Source organism: Paenibacillus hexagrammi (genome assembly GCF_021513275.1).
GTDB lineage: Bacteria > Bacillota > Bacilli > Paenibacillales > NBRC-103111 > Paenibacillus_E > Paenibacillus_E hexagrammi.
Genome location: NZ_CP090978.1, coordinates 689166 through 707106 on the forward strand (window position 1 = coordinate 689166; position 17941 = coordinate 707106).

At 49.1% G+C, this 17941-nt stretch carries 14 protein-coding genes and 1 pseudogene; 7 read left to right on the top strand and 8 right to left on the bottom strand.

Annotated features, from left to right (window positions below; translation table 11 throughout):
* Nucleotides 1–42 precede the first annotated feature (42 nt).
* The 5 genes from L0M14_RS03085 (at nucleotide 43) to L0M14_RS03105 (ending at nucleotide 6619) form a co-directional block, all read left to right on the top strand.
* Complete coding sequence (locus L0M14_RS03085) at nucleotides 43–2256, top strand: peptidase domain-containing ABC transporter (protein ID WP_235120733.1); 2214 nt, start codon at nucleotides 43–45, stop codon at nucleotides 2254–2256.
* A complete protein-coding gene (locus L0M14_RS03090) occupies nucleotides 2253–3626 on the top strand; it encodes a beta-barrel domain-containing protein (protein ID WP_235120735.1) in 1374 nt (457 codons plus the stop codon). The genes L0M14_RS03085 and L0M14_RS03090 overlap by 4 nt, the downstream gene beginning before the upstream one ends.
* A 146-nt stretch (nucleotides 3627–3772) precedes the next feature.
* On the top strand, nucleotides 3773–5185 hold the full coding sequence (locus L0M14_RS03095; protein WP_235120736.1) for a hypothetical protein: 1413 nt from the start codon (nucleotides 3773–3775) through the stop codon (nucleotides 5183–5185).
* On the top strand, nucleotides 5167–6009 hold the full coding sequence (locus L0M14_RS03100) for a hypothetical protein (RefSeq protein WP_235120738.1): 843 nt from the start codon (nucleotides 5167–5169) through the stop codon (nucleotides 6007–6009). The genes L0M14_RS03095 and L0M14_RS03100 overlap by 19 nt, the downstream gene beginning before the upstream one ends.
* A 106-nt stretch (nucleotides 6010–6115) precedes the next feature.
* Nucleotides 6116–6619: a hypothetical protein gene (locus L0M14_RS03105; RefSeq protein WP_235120739.1), complete on the top strand. Its 504-nt coding sequence runs from the start codon at nucleotides 6116–6118 to the stop codon at nucleotides 6617–6619.
* Nucleotides 6620–6691: 72 nt separating this feature from the next.
* On the opposite strand, the gene L0M14_RS03110 is transcribed toward L0M14_RS03105, so the two are convergent.
* Complete coding sequence (locus tag L0M14_RS03110; RefSeq protein WP_235120741.1) at nucleotides 6692–7390, bottom strand: response regulator; 699 nt, start codon at nucleotides 7388–7390, stop codon at nucleotides 6692–6694.
* Between the two features lie 66 nt (nucleotides 7391–7456).
* The gene (locus L0M14_RS03115; RefSeq protein ID WP_235120743.1) at nucleotides 7457–8659 is read right to left on the bottom strand and encodes a sensor histidine kinase; all 1203 of its coding nucleotides are present in this window, start codon (nucleotides 8657–8659) and stop codon (nucleotides 7457–7459) included.
* Between the two features lie 145 nt (nucleotides 8660–8804).
* Between L0M14_RS03115 and L0M14_RS03120 the strand changes: the two genes are divergently transcribed.
* Nucleotides 8805–9743 carry an ABC transporter ATP-binding protein gene (locus L0M14_RS03120; RefSeq protein ID WP_235120745.1) on the top strand — a complete coding sequence of 313 codons (939 nt, stop codon included), beginning with the start codon at nucleotides 8805–8807 and terminating at the stop codon, nucleotides 9741–9743.
* The gene (locus tag L0M14_RS03125; RefSeq protein ID WP_235120747.1) at nucleotides 9727–10674 is read left to right on the top strand and encodes an ABC transporter permease; all 948 of its coding nucleotides are present in this window, start codon (nucleotides 9727–9729) and stop codon (nucleotides 10672–10674) included. The genes L0M14_RS03120 and L0M14_RS03125 overlap by 17 nt, the downstream gene beginning before the upstream one ends.
* A 21-nt stretch (nucleotides 10675–10695) precedes the next feature.
* Here L0M14_RS03125 and L0M14_RS03130 read toward each other — a convergent pair whose 3' ends face one another.
* From L0M14_RS03130 to L0M14_RS03160, 6 genes and pseudogenes are all read right to left on the bottom strand, one after another.
* The gene (locus L0M14_RS03130; RefSeq protein ID WP_235120748.1) at nucleotides 10696–11442 is read right to left on the bottom strand and encodes an HAD family hydrolase; all 747 of its coding nucleotides are present in this window, start codon (nucleotides 11440–11442) and stop codon (nucleotides 10696–10698) included.
* A 196-nt stretch (nucleotides 11443–11638) separates the two neighbouring features.
* Nucleotides 11639–12097 (bottom strand): bactofilin family protein, encoded by a 459-nt coding sequence (locus L0M14_RS03135; protein ID WP_235120750.1) that lies wholly within the window; start codon nucleotides 12095–12097, stop codon nucleotides 11639–11641.
* A 1-nt stretch (nucleotide 12098) separates the two neighbouring features.
* Nucleotides 12099–13103, bottom strand: a complete 1005-nt coding sequence (locus tag L0M14_RS03140) for a M23 family metallopeptidase (RefSeq protein ID WP_235120751.1) — start codon at nucleotides 13101–13103, stop codon at nucleotides 12099–12101.
* Between the two features lie 45 nt (nucleotides 13104–13148).
* A complete protein-coding gene (locus tag L0M14_RS03145) occupies nucleotides 13149–14681 on the bottom strand; it encodes a GerAB/ArcD/ProY family transporter (RefSeq protein ID WP_235120753.1) in 1533 nt (510 codons plus the stop codon).
* 267 nt (nucleotides 14682–14948) lie between these two features.
* A pseudogene (locus L0M14_RS32315) lies at nucleotides 14949–16255 on the bottom strand (Ger(x)C family spore germination protein).
* Entirely contained in the window at nucleotides 16212–17768 is a 1557-nt protein-coding gene (locus L0M14_RS03160; protein ID WP_235122792.1) for a spore germination protein, read from the bottom strand. The pseudogene L0M14_RS32315 and the gene L0M14_RS03160 overlap by 44 nt, the downstream one beginning before the upstream one ends.
* Between the last annotated feature and the right edge of the window lie 173 nt (nucleotides 17769–17941).

A 17941-nucleotide genomic window follows, 5' to 3' on the forward strand; every position in this document is an offset into this window, starting at 1 on the left:
TCATTACATGGTTGTTCATCACAAGAGAAGAGAGGAAATGAAATGCCCTTTCCTATGTTCAAATCGTATGTGTGCATTAAGCAAAACGACATGAAAGACTGCGGAGCGGCGTGCCTGGCAACCATCTGCAAGCAGTATGGACTTAAGGTTCCGATTTCTAAAATTCGAGAGGTGGCAGGAACGGACAAGCAGGGGACCAATGCTTATGGGGTCATCAAGGCTGCAGAGCAGCTGGGATTCACGGCTAAAGGGGTGAAAGGCAGTCAAGAGGCGTTCTTTGAGGAGTTCCCGCTGCCGGCGATCGCCCATGTGATTATCGATCAATCTCTGCTGCATTACGTCGTCATTCACCGCATTACGAAGAAAGAAATTATTATTGCCGACCCTGCGAAAGGATTGGTCACATACACGCCGGAGGATTTTTTTGCAATCTGGACCGGTATTTTAATCCTGATGGTCCCGTCTCCTACATTTGAAAAAGGGGATCAGACCAAAGGATTGTTTGCGCGTTTCTTTGGACTGCTGCTGCCTCACAAGCGGCTGCTGTTCTCCATTTTCCTTGGTTCCTTACTGTACACCATTCTTGGCATTCTGGGTGCATTCTACTTCCGCTTTTTATTGGATGAGATCGTACCTTACAATTTGCAAAAAACACTGCATATCATATCCATCGGAGTCATTACGCTAACTATGTTTAAAGTGCTGTTAAGCGCGTTCCGCAGTCATCTGCTGCTGTTTTTAAGCCAAAAGCTGGATATTTCATTGATTCTTGGCTACTATCACCATGTTCTCAAGCTTCCGATGAATTTCTTTGGAACGAGGAAAACGGGGGAGGTAATCTCCCGCTTGCAGGATGCTTCCAAGGTCCGTGATGCCATTTCCGGGGCGACCCTGACGATGATGATCGATACGATTATGGTGGTGGTCGGCGGTATTATTTTATATGCCCAAAATGCTTTTCTCTTCGGCATTACGGCCATCATGGTGCCGCTCTATGCCATTATCGTGTTTGCGTTTCATAAGCCGTTTGAGCGGATCAACCGCGACCAGATGGAGAAGAACGCACTGCTCACTTCCTATATCGTGGAGTCGATTAACGGCATTGAGACAGTCAAGGCCTATAACGCAGAAGACAAAGCCGGGTTTTTAACGGAAACGAAGTTTATCGCGCTGCTGCGGTCCATTTTCAAGCTAGGGCTCTCTCATAACACACAGTCTTCATTAAAAGGATTTGTGCAGGCGGTTGGCGGAATTGTCATTCTATGGATTGGCGCCTATGAGGTGATGAAGGGGAATCTCACCATGGGGCAGCTGATTACGTTCAATGCGCTGCTGGCGTACTTCCTGGACCCGATTCAAAATTTGATCAATCTGCAGCCTTCCATGCAAACAGCGGTCGTTGCGGCTGACCGGCTAGGAGAAATTCTCGACCTTGATCCTGAGAGGGCAGCGGATGAAGAGAAGAAGATACATCCTGCAACGCTGAAAGGCGATATCACGATTAAAAACGTGGATTTCCGCTACGGCACCAGGCAGCTGACGCTGAAAAATTTGAATTTCAACATTCGTTCCGGCGAGAAGGTTGCTTTTGTAGGAGAAAGCGGTTCGGGGAAAACAACCTTTATCAAGCTGCTGATGAATTTTTATGCGGCGGAGAAGGGCGAAATTCTATTTAACGGCAATAACATTAAGGATATTCATCTTGGAGACTTGAGGGATAAAATTGCCTATCTGCCCCAGGATAATTTCTTCTTCAGCGGAACGATCCGCGAGAACTTATGTTTGGGTATCGACGATAACACCGAGCTCGAGCATATTGTAGAAGCCTGCAAAATTGCCAAAGCACACGAGTTCATTAATGAGCTTCCGCTGCGCTACAACACCTTATTGGAAGAGAATGCATCGAACCTGTCGGGCGGGCAGAAGCAGCGATTGGCTATAGCGAGAGCGATCCTGAAGAATCCCGACATTCTCATCATGGATGAGGCGACAAGCAATCTGGATTCCACGACGGAGAAGGCTATCTCCGATACGATTAATGATTTTGAGGGGATTACTACCATCATCATCGCCCATCGGTTAAGTACCATTATGCGCTGCGATCGTATATTCGTCATGGAGCGCGGCGAGATTATCGAAACAGGCACTCACCATGATTTGATGCAGCGCGGCGGCAAGTATTACGAGCTCTGGAAAGATCAGCTTCCGGGCATACCTGGCGTCAAGGAATCGGAAGAGTGGGTGACCGCGATATGAGTATGGTGATGAGGGAGCTTAAGGAGCTGACCGACAGCCGGGAGCTCTATGAGGCGAAGGCGCATCCGGCGATTTCCATCTTTTTATACTTGTTAGTTACTTTGCTCGTTGTCGCTTTGATTTGGTCCTATTTCGGGGAAATCGATACGGTGGTAAAGGGCAGCGGAGTAGTGAGGCCGAACGAGAAGGTTAGCACCATTAAAAATAAAGTGACGGGGACAGTTAGTGCCGTTCATTATAAAGCCGGTCAAAAGGTGAAAAAAGGAGATCTTCTCGTAAGCTTTGAAAGCAAGGATGTCGATGTGCAGGGGAGATCGCTTCAAGCAGATTATAACAAGACGAAGGCAGAGCTGGCGGGTCTACTGAAGTTCAAGGCGGGTTTAATGGAGGAAAACGGCGGCGAAGAGGCTCATCAGCAGCTGGACTTTCAATCGGATCAGGTGACCCTGCAAAATCTGATGCTGGAGCTAAGCAGCAATAAAATTAGCGTCAAGCAGATAGAGGAAGAATTATCCCGTATGCAGGTGCTGGATGAATCCATTCGTGAGGGACGCAACCTGTTTACGGAGAATACGAGTGAATATTATAACAAGTACGAGGATTATCAGATTAAGAAAGCTAAGCTGGAGAATACGCAAAAACAGCAGGAGCAAGCCTACGTGCAGGTAACAAAATCGGCTGTAGCTGAAGATGTAAAAGCAGCGAAGAAGCAATTTGACGATGCCCGGCTGGATTACGAGAACTACGTCAATGAATATCAGTTGAATCTACGTGCTTCGATTGAGGACAGCAAGAGGAAGCTTGAAACGCTAAAGCTGGAGCGCGATAAGGTATACGTGGAGCTAAATAATGCGATTCAAGCCGATGAAGATCAAATCAAAAAGCTGGACGAGCAGCTTGCGGTATCTTCCTTCGACTCGGAGGACCGGGAAATCAAAGCGTCAGCCGACGGGATCGTCAATGTGCTGGTGGAGCTGCGAGAGGGAGACCTGGTTGGAGCGGGTACGGAAATTGCAACGATCGTGCCTGAGGCCAGCAGCGAATATACGGTTCAGGTGTCGATCCCCAATAAAGATATCGCCAAGATTAAAGCCGGCGACCAAATCAAGTACCACTTCCTGGCCCTTCCTTACAAAGAATACGGGGAGCTAACAGGAACAATTACAACAGTCAGCGCGGACGCGATTCTCAACCAGGAGAGCGGAAGCAGCTATTACGCGGTAGAAGCCGCTATCCAGAATAAGCCTTTGTACAATAGCAAAGGGGAAGTGAGCCATATCAAGCCTGGCATGCTGGCTGAAGCCAATGTTGTGACGGGCAGCAAATCCATTCTGGACTATTTGTTAGAAAAAATTGATCTTAAAGATTAGTTCATTGGCAAGGGTAGATGAAGAATAGTACAAGAATAGTACAAGAAGAGTACAAGAATAGTACAAGAAGAGTACAAGAAGAGGTCAAGTGGAATACAAGAGGAGAGCAAAGAGAGCACAAGAAGTTCACGAAGGAGCGTGCTGACATGTTAGCTGGAACCGAAAAGAAGCGGCACCTGTGGGCAGAGTTGTCAATAACGGTCGCAGAAACTTTACTGAAGTTCATAATGTTAAGGCTATATCGACTGACCGGGCGCCTACGGGCGCTGCTTGTATGTATGTGCATGCTTAGTGGAATGCTCGGTGTTCCGCATACGCAGGCAGCTTCGGCAAATAACAAGGTACAAGCTGCAGATGCAGCACTGGCACCTGTCTATTTGAATGATGTAAGTTATGTAGAGCTGGAGCAATTATACGTGCTGCCAGAGGAACAGGGAACCGGGAGAGCAAGCTTTACCCTGATTGTGCATAATCAAGGTTCGAATGAACTTGTATTTGATGATTATTGGGTCCGGCTGGTGACGAGGTCTGGGACTACTTACATGCCGCAGCTGATTCCGCAGGATAAGAATAAGCATGTCATTTTACCTGGAGCGAGCGAAAGGTTGACGTTCTATGCATCCGTTGGACAAGCGGTGAAAGAACAAGACCTGATCATCAAGCTGTTCAAGTGGGACTTCAGCCAAGCGGACTTCGAAAGTCCTGTCGGTGAAATTGCTATACCGGATGCAGGCTACTCGGCAGCAGCTGCTGAGCATACCAGTAAGCGGGTTTATATGTCAGGTGTACCGGTAGAAACGTTGGTGAAACGGGTTTTGCTAAATAAAAATGACAAAAACAACCTCGTCACGGTGTATGTCTCTTTAGCGAATAAAGGTGATCTATCGTTTGAAGTGCCGGATTACCGCTATGATATACGCACGGCTGACGGGGCTCTGTATCCTGTACAATTTGGCAAATCAGGCAAGTCTTCGCCGATCCATCCCGGAGAATCCAAAGAGATTCAGCTTACTTCTACGATTCCCGCGCAGGTCAAGCTGGAGGATGGCTGGGAGCTGATTGTATCACAAAAATTGACTGTGACGGACGCCGGCGTCGAGAAGAGCTTGTCCGTGCCTGTTGCTTCGTTTCTATTGTCAGTGACGGAAGGAAATGAAATGCCAGTCGGCGAGGCAGTCGATTTTTCCACGAAAGACGGTATTTATCGGGCAAGCTTTAGGTCTATCCAGCGGCTCCCATGGGAAGAGCAGGATATCTTGGCAGCCGAGCTGCTAATTGAGAATACCGGAACTAAATCTCTTCCTATACCGGTGTTCAAGGGGTACTTTATGCTGGATGATGCAGTGAAGGTAGAGGCTTCCATTGTGAAATCGGATGACATGACAGGTTTTGCGGGTGATTCGGCTATCCATTTTCAGGCTCTCGGCAAAGTCGCTTATAACTACAAGTTTACAAAAGTAAAATTTGTATTACAGGAACTGGATGAGGATGACGCTACGAATGACTTGGCGGAATTTTTTATGATCAGGAATTTGCCAGTGTGCCTGTACTTTCTATAAATGATCAGTGGGCTTCCGCCCAAGTAGGGCACCATGCCGATTATTCCGTGAAAAATGTTCAAACCTACACGAATGAAACCTCTGATTTATTCATCGTCCAGGTTGAAATGAAAAATCTGGAGTCAAGATTTGTGAATCATTCCAAGCTATCCGCATTTATTAAGGATTCGCAGAATACGCTCTATCCGGCCACAGTTGCCGAGACCTCCAGTAAAATTATCCCCCAAGGCAAGGGCTTGGTGACGATCTCCGCCTTGATGCCCAAGGGCAGCCCCAAAACGGGGATGCAGCTGCTGATCGGGCAGTCGGTTAAAGGAAATCAACTGGCCACGCTCGATGAGACACCGGATGCGTATTTTCACGTGACAGGCTTCGAGCTGCCGGACCGTGAGCAGGAGCCGCAGGATACGCTCAAGAAGATCGATATGTTTCCGTATACGCTGTCGCTATCTAATTTTTCAACAAGCGTCAATATGATTACGGAGGAGCTTACACTCAGCTTCCATACGGAGCTTGGCAAAGATTTGCTCACGCAGACTAGCACGGCCGGGCACAGGCTGATTATTGAAATTACGGATGAGCAGTCCGACGTGACCACGTCGGAAAGCATAGACCTCGAAGCTGCTGCTTCGGATATCAGTGAAACCGGCGGCAAGTTCATTAAGCTGGGCAAAGGAAAATACGAGATGGAGAATCACGATTCCGACTTTATCGAGCATGTCAATTACAGCGGTAAATTCCGTTTGAAGCTGTACGATGAATATTTGGGCCATAAACGATTGATTACGAGCAAGCCGGTTAGCTGGTTTGCGTCGCTGGAATAGCTCAGCTTGATGTGTGATTTGCCGCCCGTCCTCCGCAGTTGTACAATAGAAGCATCAGGCTTCGGCTTCAGGAAGCCGTTACATCGAGCGGTCTAGAGGTGAGCACTTGGATAAGAAAGGGAATTCGGCACAAGAGGAGTTAAGCGCATTATTGCTTACTAAAGGGGAGACTGTGCATGCGGCTGACAGCGAAGGCGCTACGGCTGTGCAGGGGCAGCTTGATTCACTCCAAATGACAGTAAGAGCCTTAACCAGACGGGTCGAAGAGCTGCAGCGACAGCTGCAGGAACAGTTCCAGCTTCAGCATCGGCGGCAGGAGCAAATGCTTGCCCAGTTTACATCCATGCTGGAGGAATATCTTCGGCAGCACCAAGCAGGTGGCGGAGGTCAGCCCAGCAGTGCGCTTCTGTATAACGAGCTTCGTAGCGGGATAGACGGCATTGCTCATTCCATAGAGGCAGAGTACGGATTGGTTACTTCTAATGAGCATGCTGCCGACCTCAAGGATGCCCCCGGCGTTAGCAGCGAGACACAGACGTATTCCCGGATGAAAAGCTACGCGAAAATACGAAAGCGCAGGAAAACATTTCTGGAGAAGCTATTTGAATAGAATGAGAGTAAAAAAGCCAATTTCATGCGGATCTTGATGGATTCGCAGTGGAATTGGCTTTTTAATGCGAAGCTATAGCAGCCCTTCCTCCAAAGCTTTCCGCGACGCTTGAATGCGGTCGCGCACATCCATTTTGGAGTAAATGCTGGAGATGTAGTTCTTGACGGTACCCTCGGATAGATACAGCTTCTCGGCAATTTCTTTGTTACTGAGCCCTTCTGCGATGCAGTGGAGCACTTGAACCTCGCGTTCGCTGAGTCCGTATATGTCTGTGCGGGCTGTGTCTTGGGGCGGTGCCAGGGCTGATTTCGTCGCATCGCCCGCTTCTTCAGCGTGTGATGCGCTTCTTGCTTGCTGCACGAGCATTTTGGCGATGTCCTGCGGGATCAGCGTGCCGCCTTGGTGCACCCACTTGATGCCGGCAGCAAGGTCCTTCGGGTGGATGGCCTTGAGCAGATACCCCTCGGCCCCGGCTCCGAGAGCGTCAACGACATACGTGATCTCTTGGAACGTAGTCAAGATAATCACGCGGATTTGCGGCCATTTTGCTTTGATCTGGCGGGTGGCTTCAACACCGTCCATCACGGGCATATGAACATCCATCAGCACGATGTCAGGCGAAAGCTCCTCGCATAAGCGGACGGCCGTGTGCCCGTTTTCGGCTAAGCCGACGACGGTAATGTCCGGGTCCATGTCGAGGACGATGTGAAGACTTTCACGGATTAAATCCTGGTCATCGACCAGGAGAAGCTTTAGCGGCGTTGAACTCATGGGCTTTTCTCACTCCTCACGGATAAGTAACTTTTTGTATTGTATCACGTACTTTTATTTGTTGGGCTAGAGTGCCAGCTGCTGCGGAGCAGGAATGCTGCAGCTGACGACGGTACCCTGGCCTAGTGCCGAGCGAATCTGCAGTGTCCCTTGCAGCGCACTGATGCGTTCCTGCATGGCCCCGATGCCGAAGCCGGCATTCAGCCGGTCCGTGCCGACACCGTCGTCTTCAATCAGCAGGGTAACCTGATCATCGGTATAGGCGAGTCTGACCTCAACGGCGGCGGCTCTGCCGTGCCGCTTCGCGTTGGTTAATGACTCCTGCAAGCAGCGAATCAAGGAAAGCTTGGCTTGTTTGGGAAGCTCATATTCTTGGCCTTCGGTGTTGAAGCGAATCTGCGTCCCAGTATGAACGGCGAACTCATTGGCTAATCGGTTCAATTGATAGGAGAGCAGCATATCGTCCCCATGGGGCATCATCTGATGGATGCTCCTGCGTACTTCCTCCAGCCCGCTGCGGGTCACATCGCGCAAGACGTCAAGCTTTTCCTTGGCTTTGTCCGGGGCTGCTTCGATCAAGTACGACACGGCATCCATCCCCATGATGACAGAGGTGAAGGTGTGTCCGACTGTATCATGAAGCTCCCGAGCCATCCGGTTGCGTTCTTCCACAAGCGTTAATTGCTCGATTTGGTTGGCGTACTGCTCCAGAACGTTGTTCTGCTCGTGAATTAATTGATATTGTCGTTGATTCTCGGCAAGCAGCGTCTCGGTTTTTTCATTAGAGGAGACTACACGCTGCAGGGAAATACCGATAGTGTAAAAAAGCACCGCATATAACACTTGGCTGAACACCTCACCTACGATTTGCTCTGAATCTACCAAGAAATAATAGGTGACAGGCATGGCTAATATGTAAATAGGTGCAATCCACCATGCATTTTTTCGATCAGTGAGGAATCCAACGGCCATTAATGGGCAATTAATAATAGAGTAGATATCTTGCTCCCTCCAAGAGAGATAGATTTGAAGAGGAGCATTCGTTATGAGGACCGCTAACGGATACAACTGGCAGCTAACATATCCAGGACGCCAGAATAGCAGCGGCAATCCATAGGAGAGGAGCAGGAAAACAATGGTAAGCGGAACGGAAATATGTTTAAATTCATTCATATGGAGAAGCACATAGACAAGTCCAAGCATCGTGTTTCCGGATAACAGAATAAAGAGCGTCCATTCCACACCATGCCAAGGTCTTCTTTGAATCATAGTCGGGCTCCTTTACGGCTTCATTTCGCTTTATTTCGCATTATATTCATTGTACATAATTACACGGAATTTCCATAGTGAGGCAAGTCATGATGGCATGTGACTTTATATATGACTTTTTCAAATAAAAGAGGAGAGTGCTCGAATGAAAACGGCAGATGCAGCTTTACCTATTGTACAAATGGAGCAAGTGTGCAAAAAAATCGGCGCCAAAACCATTATCGATAAGCTCAGCTTTGAGGTTCCCCGGGGCGAAGTATTTGGATTTCTGGGGCCTAACGGTGCGGGCAAAACTACGACCATCCGCATGATGGTGGGCTTGATGTCCATTACGGAGGGGGATATCCGAATCGGAGGTCATTCCATACGCACACATTTTGAGGAAGCGATCCGCCATATTGGCGCGATTGTAGAGAACCCGGAAATGTACAAATTTCTGAGCGGGTACCATAATCTGGTTCATTATGCGAGGATGATCCCTGGCATATCCGCGCAGCGGATCGAGGAGGTCATTAAGCTGGTAGGGATGGAAAATCGGATTCATGACAAAGTAAAAACCTATTCCCTAGGCATGCGTCAGCGTTTGGGCATTGCACAGGCTCTGCTTCATAAGCCTTCCGTGCTGATCTTGGATGAACCGACCAATGGACTGGATCCAGCCGGGATCCGGGAGCTGCGAGATCATTTACGCAAATTGACTCGGGAAGAAGGCATCTCCGTGATCGTATCCAGCCATCTGTTGTCCGAGATGGAGCTGATGTGCGATCGGGTAGCTATTATCCAGAACGGAAGCTTGGTCGATGTGAGGCTTATTAAAGATTTCAGACAGGCGGATGATAAGCTGCAGGTTGTATTTGACTTGGAGCCGCTGGATGCGGCAAGGAATCTTGTGAAGGAGGTTTCGTTAGAGGCTGTCTATGAGCTGAGAGGCGAAACGCTAGTGATGACGCTGGATCGGACGGAGGTTGCGGCTTGGAACAAGCGTTTTGTCGAAGCGGGAATCAACGTATTTGGCATTCGTACGGCTAATAAGTCGTTGGAAGATCAATTTTTGGAAATGACGGGAAGTGATCAAATTGCTTAATCTCATACAAAATGAAAATATGAAAATATATCGCAGGCTGCGAACCTGGATTCTAATCTTGCTGCTGGTCATGTTTGTTGTGATCGTGGCCATCTTCTCACACTCCGGCAAAGAAGATCAGCTGGCCAATTGGAAAGAAATGACTCAGGGCTCTATGGATCAAGCGGCCAAAGAGATGACGAATCCCGAGCTTTCGCCTACATTCAAGGAACAGCTGAAACAGGAGATGAAGCTCAAGCAATATGCCCTCGACCACGATATTCCTCCTGTGGAAATGACTATGTGGGGCGGTGTTCAAAATGCAGCCAACCTGATCCAATTCGTCACCTTGTTTACCGTGATCATTGCCGGAGATATGGTGGCGGGCGAATTTACATGGGGAACGATCAAGCTGCTGCTGATTCGTCCGGCCAGCCGTTCGAAAATTCTATTATCCAAGTATATGGCTACGCTATTGTTTGCTGCTCTCCTGCTGGTCATCTTGTTCATCAGCGCGGTATTCATCAGCGGATTGATCTATGGATTCAGTTACTTCAATATGCCGTACACGGCTTTGGGCGAGGGCGGAGCGATTCAGGTAAGCAGCATGCCGCTTCATATGATGGCGGACTACAGCTTAAAGCTCGTTGAGCTAGTGATGGTTGTGACACTGGCATTTATGATTTCCACGGTATTCCGCAGCTCTTCTTTGGCCATCGGCATTAGCATCTTCATCATGTTTGCGGGACAAGTGATTTCGATGCTCTTGCTGCGCTATTCATGGGGCAAGTACTTCTTGTTTGCCAATACGGACTTGACTCCATATTTGGACGGCAAGCCCTTGGCTGATGGCATGAGCCTTGGATTCTCCATCAGTGTGCTGCTGTTCTACTTCCTGCTGTTTAACGTGCTATCTTGGGAAATATTCCGAAGAAGAGACATCGCGGCCTGAAGACAGCAAAAACTGCTTTCCTTAGAGGGAAGCAGTTTTTTTCACATACTCGTCGATGGTTGGCGGCACTTCACGCAGCGATTCCAATTGATAGAAGGCGCCTTGGGGCTCCACATCAATGGTTCCGGTGTTATACTCCCAATCCTGATGGGCTGGGATATAGATGGTATGGATGCCTGCGTGAAGGGCGGGGAGAACATCCGTTCGAACGGAGTTGCCGATCATCCAGGTCCGCCTCGGATCGAAGCGCTGCTCGTGCACGAGAGATTTCATATATTCCTTTGTCTTATGCACGGTGACGAAAACTCGGTCGTCGAAGTAATCGTGAAGGCCGGAATCCGCCACCTTCTTCATTTGAATCGTTGCATCTCCGCCTGTGTACAGATATAGCTTATGCCCGGCGCTTCGGAGGGCGTCGAGCGTTTCATGCATGAGCGGGTAAGGCTCGACAGTATAGGAATAAACCGTATGGCCGAGATCCATGAGATGAGCTTCTTCCGTCTCGCTGGTTTCACGGCCTAGGACGTTTGAGAACCAGTGATACGTTTCGACGAAGGATTTGGGAAACCGCTCCGGCTTAAAGCCGTGAATTTGTACGCCGGCCAGATCAATTTCCACCTGCTTTTTCTTAATGTGTTGCGGTGTTAATTGGTGCCCGGAAAACCAGGTCAACATACGGTCCACGAATTGGTCGATGACAAAGTCGAAGTATCGATTGCAGTGTATGAGTGTATCGTCGAGATCAAATAGAATCGTTTGTTCTTTCATCTGCGTATCTCCTGCATCAGCCAGAAATAAGGAATTTCCAACCATTATACCATGTCAACCCAATTCGGCAACCGCACTCGCATGAATCACCGGGCACGCCAAGTCGATGATGTAAAGTAGCTGTCATAAGGACCAGCCTCCAATTCATCATGTGTCTGACAACAGTCATGCGACGTTGAACATTGAAGAAGTGTCCTTAATTGGATATAGCAACGGCAGGAGCCTTCAAGCTTTCTCCCGCCTGAGGCGCCGGCTTTGCAGCTTTATCAGGATCGCCGCTGCCTTGTGATGCAAGTGAAGGTTGTTTTCTTTCCATTTTGCTCGTTCCTTGAAATACTCCGCCTTCTTCGATGGTGATGGAAGCGGCGCTTATATCTCCAAGCAGCGTGCCTGTTGAAGTGATCGTAAGCTTGCCGGAGGTAGTAATATTGCCATGCACAATACCGGCCAAGACCACATCACGGGCTGTAATGTCCGAGCGGACATGGCCGTGCTCACCGATCGTCACATCCCCGTTGCATGTCACATCTCCGATAATTTGACCCTCAATCCGGATGCTTGCCTCCGAGCGGATGCAGCCCTCGAACAAAGTTCCTTCTCCGATTAAGGTGTCGGTCGTGTTCGGGTTCAATAACGATTTCCTTGTTTTAAACATGCTAGTTGGCTTCCTTTCGTACTGTTTTTAGATAGGGCTTGGGATCAACGCTTTTGCCGTTCTTGAGAATCTCATAATGGAGATGCGGGCCGGTGCTTCGCCCTGTGGAACCAACAAGGCCGATCTTTTGGCCTTTTTCCACATGCTCTCCCTTACGTACAAACATTTTGTTTAAGTGCATGTACCAGGTACGCAGACCGGAAGTATGCTCCACAATAATGTTATTACCATGGAAGCGGTCGGTTCCTGTGCTCACTACTTTACCATCAGCGGCAGCAAAAACAGGCTCATTCGCTTTGGCGCCAAAGTCAATGCCTGCATGGAAGCTCGGCTTCGCTGTGAAAGGATCCTTGCGGTACCCGTAATTCGATGTCACCAGCTTGGTCGTCGTGGGCCAAATGCTCGGTATGGCCCGCAGCTTTTCCTGCTGACGTTTTGCTTCCGCGAGACTCAGCCCTAGCTTGCTGACTTCCGTGTTCAGCGCGGTTAGAGAGGCCGAGGTTTGCTCGCCCAGCTTCAAGATATCGTCTTGGGAGACGGACTTGGAGCTTCCGCCGACACCCAAGGCCGGGCCTATCATCAGCTTCTCAGCCTGGGCGACAGCCGAGCTCGCTCCGGAAGCTTCCTTGGAGCTTGCATCGTCCAGTGACAGCGCTTTGAGTTCATGTTCCAGTTGTTTCATTTGTTCAACCTTGGCTTTCATTTGCTCGGCTTGCTGAGAAAGCTGAATCACTTCATTTTGCAATTGCTCGATGGCTTGATTCTTGGAGGTTAATGCTGCGCTTAGCTGCAGCTTCTCCCCGCGAAGCTGGGATTTGAGTACGCTTGCTGCTTTACTGGTATGCAGGTGCAAGGCATAGGTCATCAAACAGATAGCAAGCAGAAGACTGCCGCATGTCGCTATTGCATAGGTGAAGAGGTTGGTAATTCGAAATCTGACGATAGATTGATTCGCCTCAGGAATAATGACTAGCGTCAGTTTTTTGGGCTTCCATTTGAGTTTCATAACAACGTTATAAGCTCCTATTCAGATTTTTTGGACAAGAATAAGTTATTTGTTACCAGCTTGGGATTGTTTAATCCGACTCACCTCCATATATGTTGTGAATGCGGTTAAGGTCAGGCAGCATCCATATAAGGATGCGCATACGGTACCTGACTGCGGATTGTATCGGCTGAACACGAGGCCGGCTGCCATGCTGCCCAGAGATGCCAGCATCAAGAGATTGCCGATCCAAAGCCAATGCGAGTAAGTAAGATTCTTGCTCCAAAACGCTGCTCTGCTCTTTGATTGTGCGTCCGACCCGCCGGATGCAGGCTGGTGTTTGCTTTGACTTCTTGAATCGCCTTGACTGTCTTGATTGTCTTGATTGCCTTGACTCGCTTGATTGACTTGGTTCCCCCGTTTCTCCTGGCTCACCTGACTCGCTTGATTCCACTGTTTCTCTTGTTTCTCTTGTTTCTCTTGTTTCTCTTGTTTCTCTTGATTCCCCATTCCCAGCTTTCTGCTTTTGATCTTCACAACGACAAACAGAAGGATCATGACGGCAGGCTGATAGGCCAGCACAATAACCGGCGAGCTAAAGTTAGCAAAGGACAGCAGCTCTGTCGTACTTCGAAATGACATGATCGTTGTCATCACAAGAACCATGGCAACCGGTTTGTTGAATATCGGATAGTTACGCTCCTTGAACAAGCTGCTAATTCCAAGCAGCAGAGCTGTATAAAGAGCGATCATTTTGCAGGCAATGGTAGGAAACCATACCGTCAGCATGACGATATCCAGCCGGTCCAAGAAGTCGGTGACGTGGATCATTTGTACCAAATTATAGGTCGGATACAGGAAATTGCCCGGCATCTTCGGACCCAGGACGATCAACACCATAAAGATGAGCAATGTCAACAAAAAAATACCGAGCATGGCGCCATGACGAATGGAAGAGCGAATATAACTGGCGTTGTAGACGGTATGCAAGAAGGCCCCAAGAATAAAGATATCGCCAGCACTGCCGATGGTAAGCAGATTGCTGAAAGTAAGATTATAGACAGGGGCCGTCAAGACTGGCGAGATCAATCTCAAGTAAAACTCATTGGATAGCAGTAAAGGCATTGCCATGACGGAAACGACGAATAACGGGTAAAACAGGTCGTTAACGCGGGCAATGACTTCTACGCTGCTCTTGCCAAAATAGCAAAGCACCAAGCAGGGAAGAAGAATCAAGATCTCAATAGGTGTGTGATGAAGCAGCAGGGTCGAGCTGAACTTGGCCAAAGAACCAACATCTCTGGCGGCAATAAGCCACAAGTGAAACAGAATGACAAGATTGACCAGAGTCCCGCCCCATCTACCTAGCACTTCCATGGTAATCTCGAAGATATGCTTCCCCGGGTAATGTTTGCTCAAGTATCCAAAGAAAGCAGCGATAGCAAAGACATAGAAGACAGGGATGAGATAACTGAACCAGGCGTCCATTTCACTGACTCGGATCAGGACATTCTGGAGCGTCAGGATACCTCCGCTCGTTATCACGGAAGAGGCGAGCCATGCGAGCTGTCTCTGGTTAATAATTTGTTTGCTATCCATACAATCGAGTCACCGCTTTCCATGCTATCTACTTCTTTTAAACCCCGATCATACTGCTGACCCATGGCGATACGTAATGAATAAAGAATTGGGTTGGCATCGGGAAGCTTATATGCAAATACTTGCTTGCAAACAGTCCAAACGCAGCCAAATACGCGAGAGTGTAACAAAATTTGATACTTCTCTTCTGCTTACGGAGCATGCCCCAATCGAACATCAGACTGAAAAGCATAATGAAAAGAAAACCGAGACTGAATAATGTGTTCACTATCGCATTCCGTCCTTAATCACATTCTGGTTAATAAGACCTGTTTCGGTTATTGTGGCTGTTACCTGAATGTTGAAGGATGCTTCCTTAAACAAAGTCCTCCAGTTCTGCTCTAGACGCTTCTTCCACGCATCCGGATGGTTACGCCATACAACTAGGCCTAGTTGAGCAGAATCGGTGCCTTTATTTTGCATTTGTTTCAGACATGCCTGTACATTCTTCTTGATTTGTTCTGCGAACTTCTGCTCCAGATTATGCAGCACATCCGACTCGTTGGTGTCCTGGTTAGACAAGTCCTCGCGGACCGTTCCCCATGCTTCGATCTTGACATCAAAGGATACGTTGTCCCCATCCAGCTTCGGTTTGAACGATGCTTGCCCTTTGGATACCAAAATACTGATATCATCGCCTTGTTCGTCGATTGGGAAGGTAATCGAATGCTCTTTGACTTTGTTTCTAAGCCACATAAGTCCGTTGGCCTCCTCCTCCTGATAAGTACCGACCATTCGGTCACCACGGAATTGACCATAACCAATCAACTGGACTTCCTTGGAGGTTGGCTTGGATCCCTGGCTATCGCGCTTCTCAAGGAAGGAGACGATAGGGTCGCTGTTGAAGCTGAGCGCAATCCCGATATCCTTTGTTGTTGTCGGCATGGCTTGTGGGGATTTGACCAGTTCCCTGATGGCCTCTGCCGGGAAACGTTCAAATTTAGGCTTAGCATTCAGAAGCTCATATCCTTTGCCTTTTGTGACGACAAGAAAGCAGGTTAATCGGCTATCCGGTGTTCGTGGGACGACGTCAAACATCTCGCTAATTCCCTTTTTGCCATCTCTTCTCCGATGATAATCGTCCGGCGATGTGACAAAAACAGTTTGCGCGACATCCTCTTTTGGAGCTTGCTTGTGGCTTCCCGCATTGTTGCTCCCGTTTCGGAGTCAATGTAATAGCTGTTATTACCGGAAGTACCTCCTCCGCCTCCGCTGGCACCGCCCATTGAACCGGGAAGGGGGACAAGATAGGATACCCGGTATTTCCCGTCATCCTCGAGATCGACAGAGGAGCTAAGTACAAAGGCGACATCGTTCGTCTCAATCCTGTCCCAGCAGCCGGTCAGAAGTAGGCATGCTGAAGTAAGAACACCAATCAGCGCGGGCAGCCGTGGGTTCACCCGATCGAATAATAAACGCCTATCAGCTATCTTGTTCAGCATCGAAGTCATGGCTCGATGAAGCGGGTTCATTGAATTAGCCATGGTGCCATCACTCCTTGCTTGATTGGTGCTCATGGTGAATGTTGCTTCCATCTAATCCGCCATCCTGCATGATTTGATCAGGCAGCTGGTTGTCCATACGAGTTCCGTCCTGCAGCGGCATGTAAGCCGGGCGCTTCTTCATCGCCCACCAAGGAGCCCGGATTATAACATCCTTCAAGTCTGTTGATGAGAGCGGTCCGAGCGGTGATAAATACGGCACACCGAAGGAGCGAAGGTTGGCCAGATGGCCCAGCAGGAGCATCAAGCACAGGAAGATGCCGTAGAAGCCGAATAGAGCCGCTGCAATCAAGATCGGAAAGCGCAGCATGCGAATGGCGATGGCGCCGTTAAAACGCGGAATAGTGAATGAAGCGATTCCTGTAATCGATACGACAATGACCATCGGAGCCGATACAATGCCGGCTTGGACGGCGGCTTGTCCGACGACAAGAGCGCCGAGAATACTAACAGCAGAGCCCACGGCTTTCGGCAGACGGATGCCTGCTTCACGGAGCGCCTCGAATGTGATTTCCATGATGAAAGCTTCGACGACAGAGGGAAACGGGATGGCTTCCCTGGCGGCGGCCACACTCAGCATTAACGTCGTTGGGAGCAGCTCCTGGTGGTAGGTAGTAATCGCTACATACAGAGCCGGTGTGGTCAGCGAAAGGAACATGAACACATAGCGCAGCCAGCGCAGCAAGGTGGCGATTTGAAAGCGTTCATAATAGTCCTCGTTGGCCTGCAGAATTTGCATGAAAATAAAAGGCACGACAAGGGCAAATGGCGTTCCGTCTATGATGATGGCCACTCTTCCTTGCAGCAAGGCGCCGGTAACGACATCCGGTCTTTCCGTATACTGCATTTGCGGAAAGGGCGAGTAGGCATCGTCTTGGATGAGCTCCTCAATCATGCCGGATTCCATAATGGCATCAATTTGAATCTGCTCCAATCGCTTGACGACTTCCTCCACCAAGGACGGCATAGCGATATCGTCCATATAACACACGACAATATTTGTATTGCTTTCTTTGCCGATCGTCATCGATTTCATCTTGAGTCTCGGCGTCTTTAGCTTGCGCCTGACCATCGATGTATTCGTCCTGAGGCTCTCGACGAAGCCCTCGCGCGGTCCGCGAACGACGGTTTCCGTCTCAGGCTCTGCGACCGAACGCTTCTCCGTTCCGCGAATGCCCAGCAGGATCGCCTTTGCGTTACCTTCAACGAGCAGAGCGGTGTCGCCGCTCAGGATCGAAACGAGAAGGTCCCCATAATTGTCGGAGACCTGTGTTTGCGAGACAGGCAGGATCGTCCCGACGATCCGCTCAATCGATGTCTCCCCGCCGCCCAGCAGCATGAGCGATTTCATGGTGTCGTTCAGCAGCTGCGTATTGGCCAGACCGTCGACGAACAGCAGCAGCGCGGGGATTCCGGATTGGATCTCAAATTCGCGCACGACCACATCCGAGCAGTCCCTGAAAATATCTTTAATAAAGGAATGATTCTCCTCCAGCAGGAGTGATAATTTGGCCTTCTTCAGCTCCTCAATAAAGTGGTAATCCATCGCATCCGCCAGTTCCAGCGGCTCGCCATCTGGTTTGCCCTGTGGACGTGTGCGCAATAACCGCTTCATGATGCTTTGGGATCTGTCCTTCATGATGGTGTACCTCCTGCCGAACACAAGTGAAAGCAACTATATTTTGTTCGCTGTGAAAGGATTTTATTACGAATCTTGGT

Bases quoted from the DNA above. Each gene is read 5' to 3' on its own strand.
- L0M14_RS03085 (WP_235120733.1), top strand. From the start codon at position 43: ATGCCCTTTCCTATGTTCAAATCGTATGTGTGCATTAAGCAAAACGAC.
- L0M14_RS03090 (WP_235120735.1), top strand. From the start codon at position 2,253: ATGAGTATGGTGATGAGGGAGCTTAAGGAGCTGACCGACAGCCGGGAG.
- L0M14_RS03095 (WP_235120736.1), top strand. From the start codon at position 3,773: ATGTTAGCTGGAACCGAAAAGAAGCGGCACCTGTGGGCAGAGTTGTCA.
- L0M14_RS03110 (WP_235120741.1), bottom strand. From the start codon at position 7,390: ATGAGTTCAACGCCGCTAAAGCTTCTCCTGGTCGATGACCAGGATTTA.
- L0M14_RS03115 (WP_235120743.1), bottom strand. From the start codon at position 8,659: ATGATTCAAAGAAGACCTTGGCATGGTGTGGAATGGACGCTCTTTATT.
- L0M14_RS03120 (WP_235120745.1), top strand. From the start codon at position 8,805: ATGAAAACGGCAGATGCAGCTTTACCTATTGTACAAATGGAGCAAGTG.
- L0M14_RS03130 (WP_235120748.1), bottom strand. From the start codon at position 11,442: ATGAAAGAACAAACGATTCTATTTGATCTCGACGATACACTCATACAC.
- L0M14_RS03135 (WP_235120750.1), bottom strand. From the start codon at position 12,097: ATGTTTAAAACAAGGAAATCGTTATTGAACCCGAACACGACCGACACC.
- L0M14_RS03140 (WP_235120751.1), bottom strand. From the start codon at position 13,103: ATGAAACTCAAATGGAAGCCCAAAAAACTGACGCTAGTCATTATTCCT.
- L0M14_RS03145 (WP_235120753.1), bottom strand. From the start codon at position 14,681: ATGGATAGCAAACAAATTATTAACCAGAGACAGCTCGCATGGCTCGCC.
- L0M14_RS03160 (WP_235122792.1), bottom strand. From the start codon at position 17,768: ATGGATTACCACTTTATTGAGGAGCTGAAGAAGGCCAAATTATCACTC.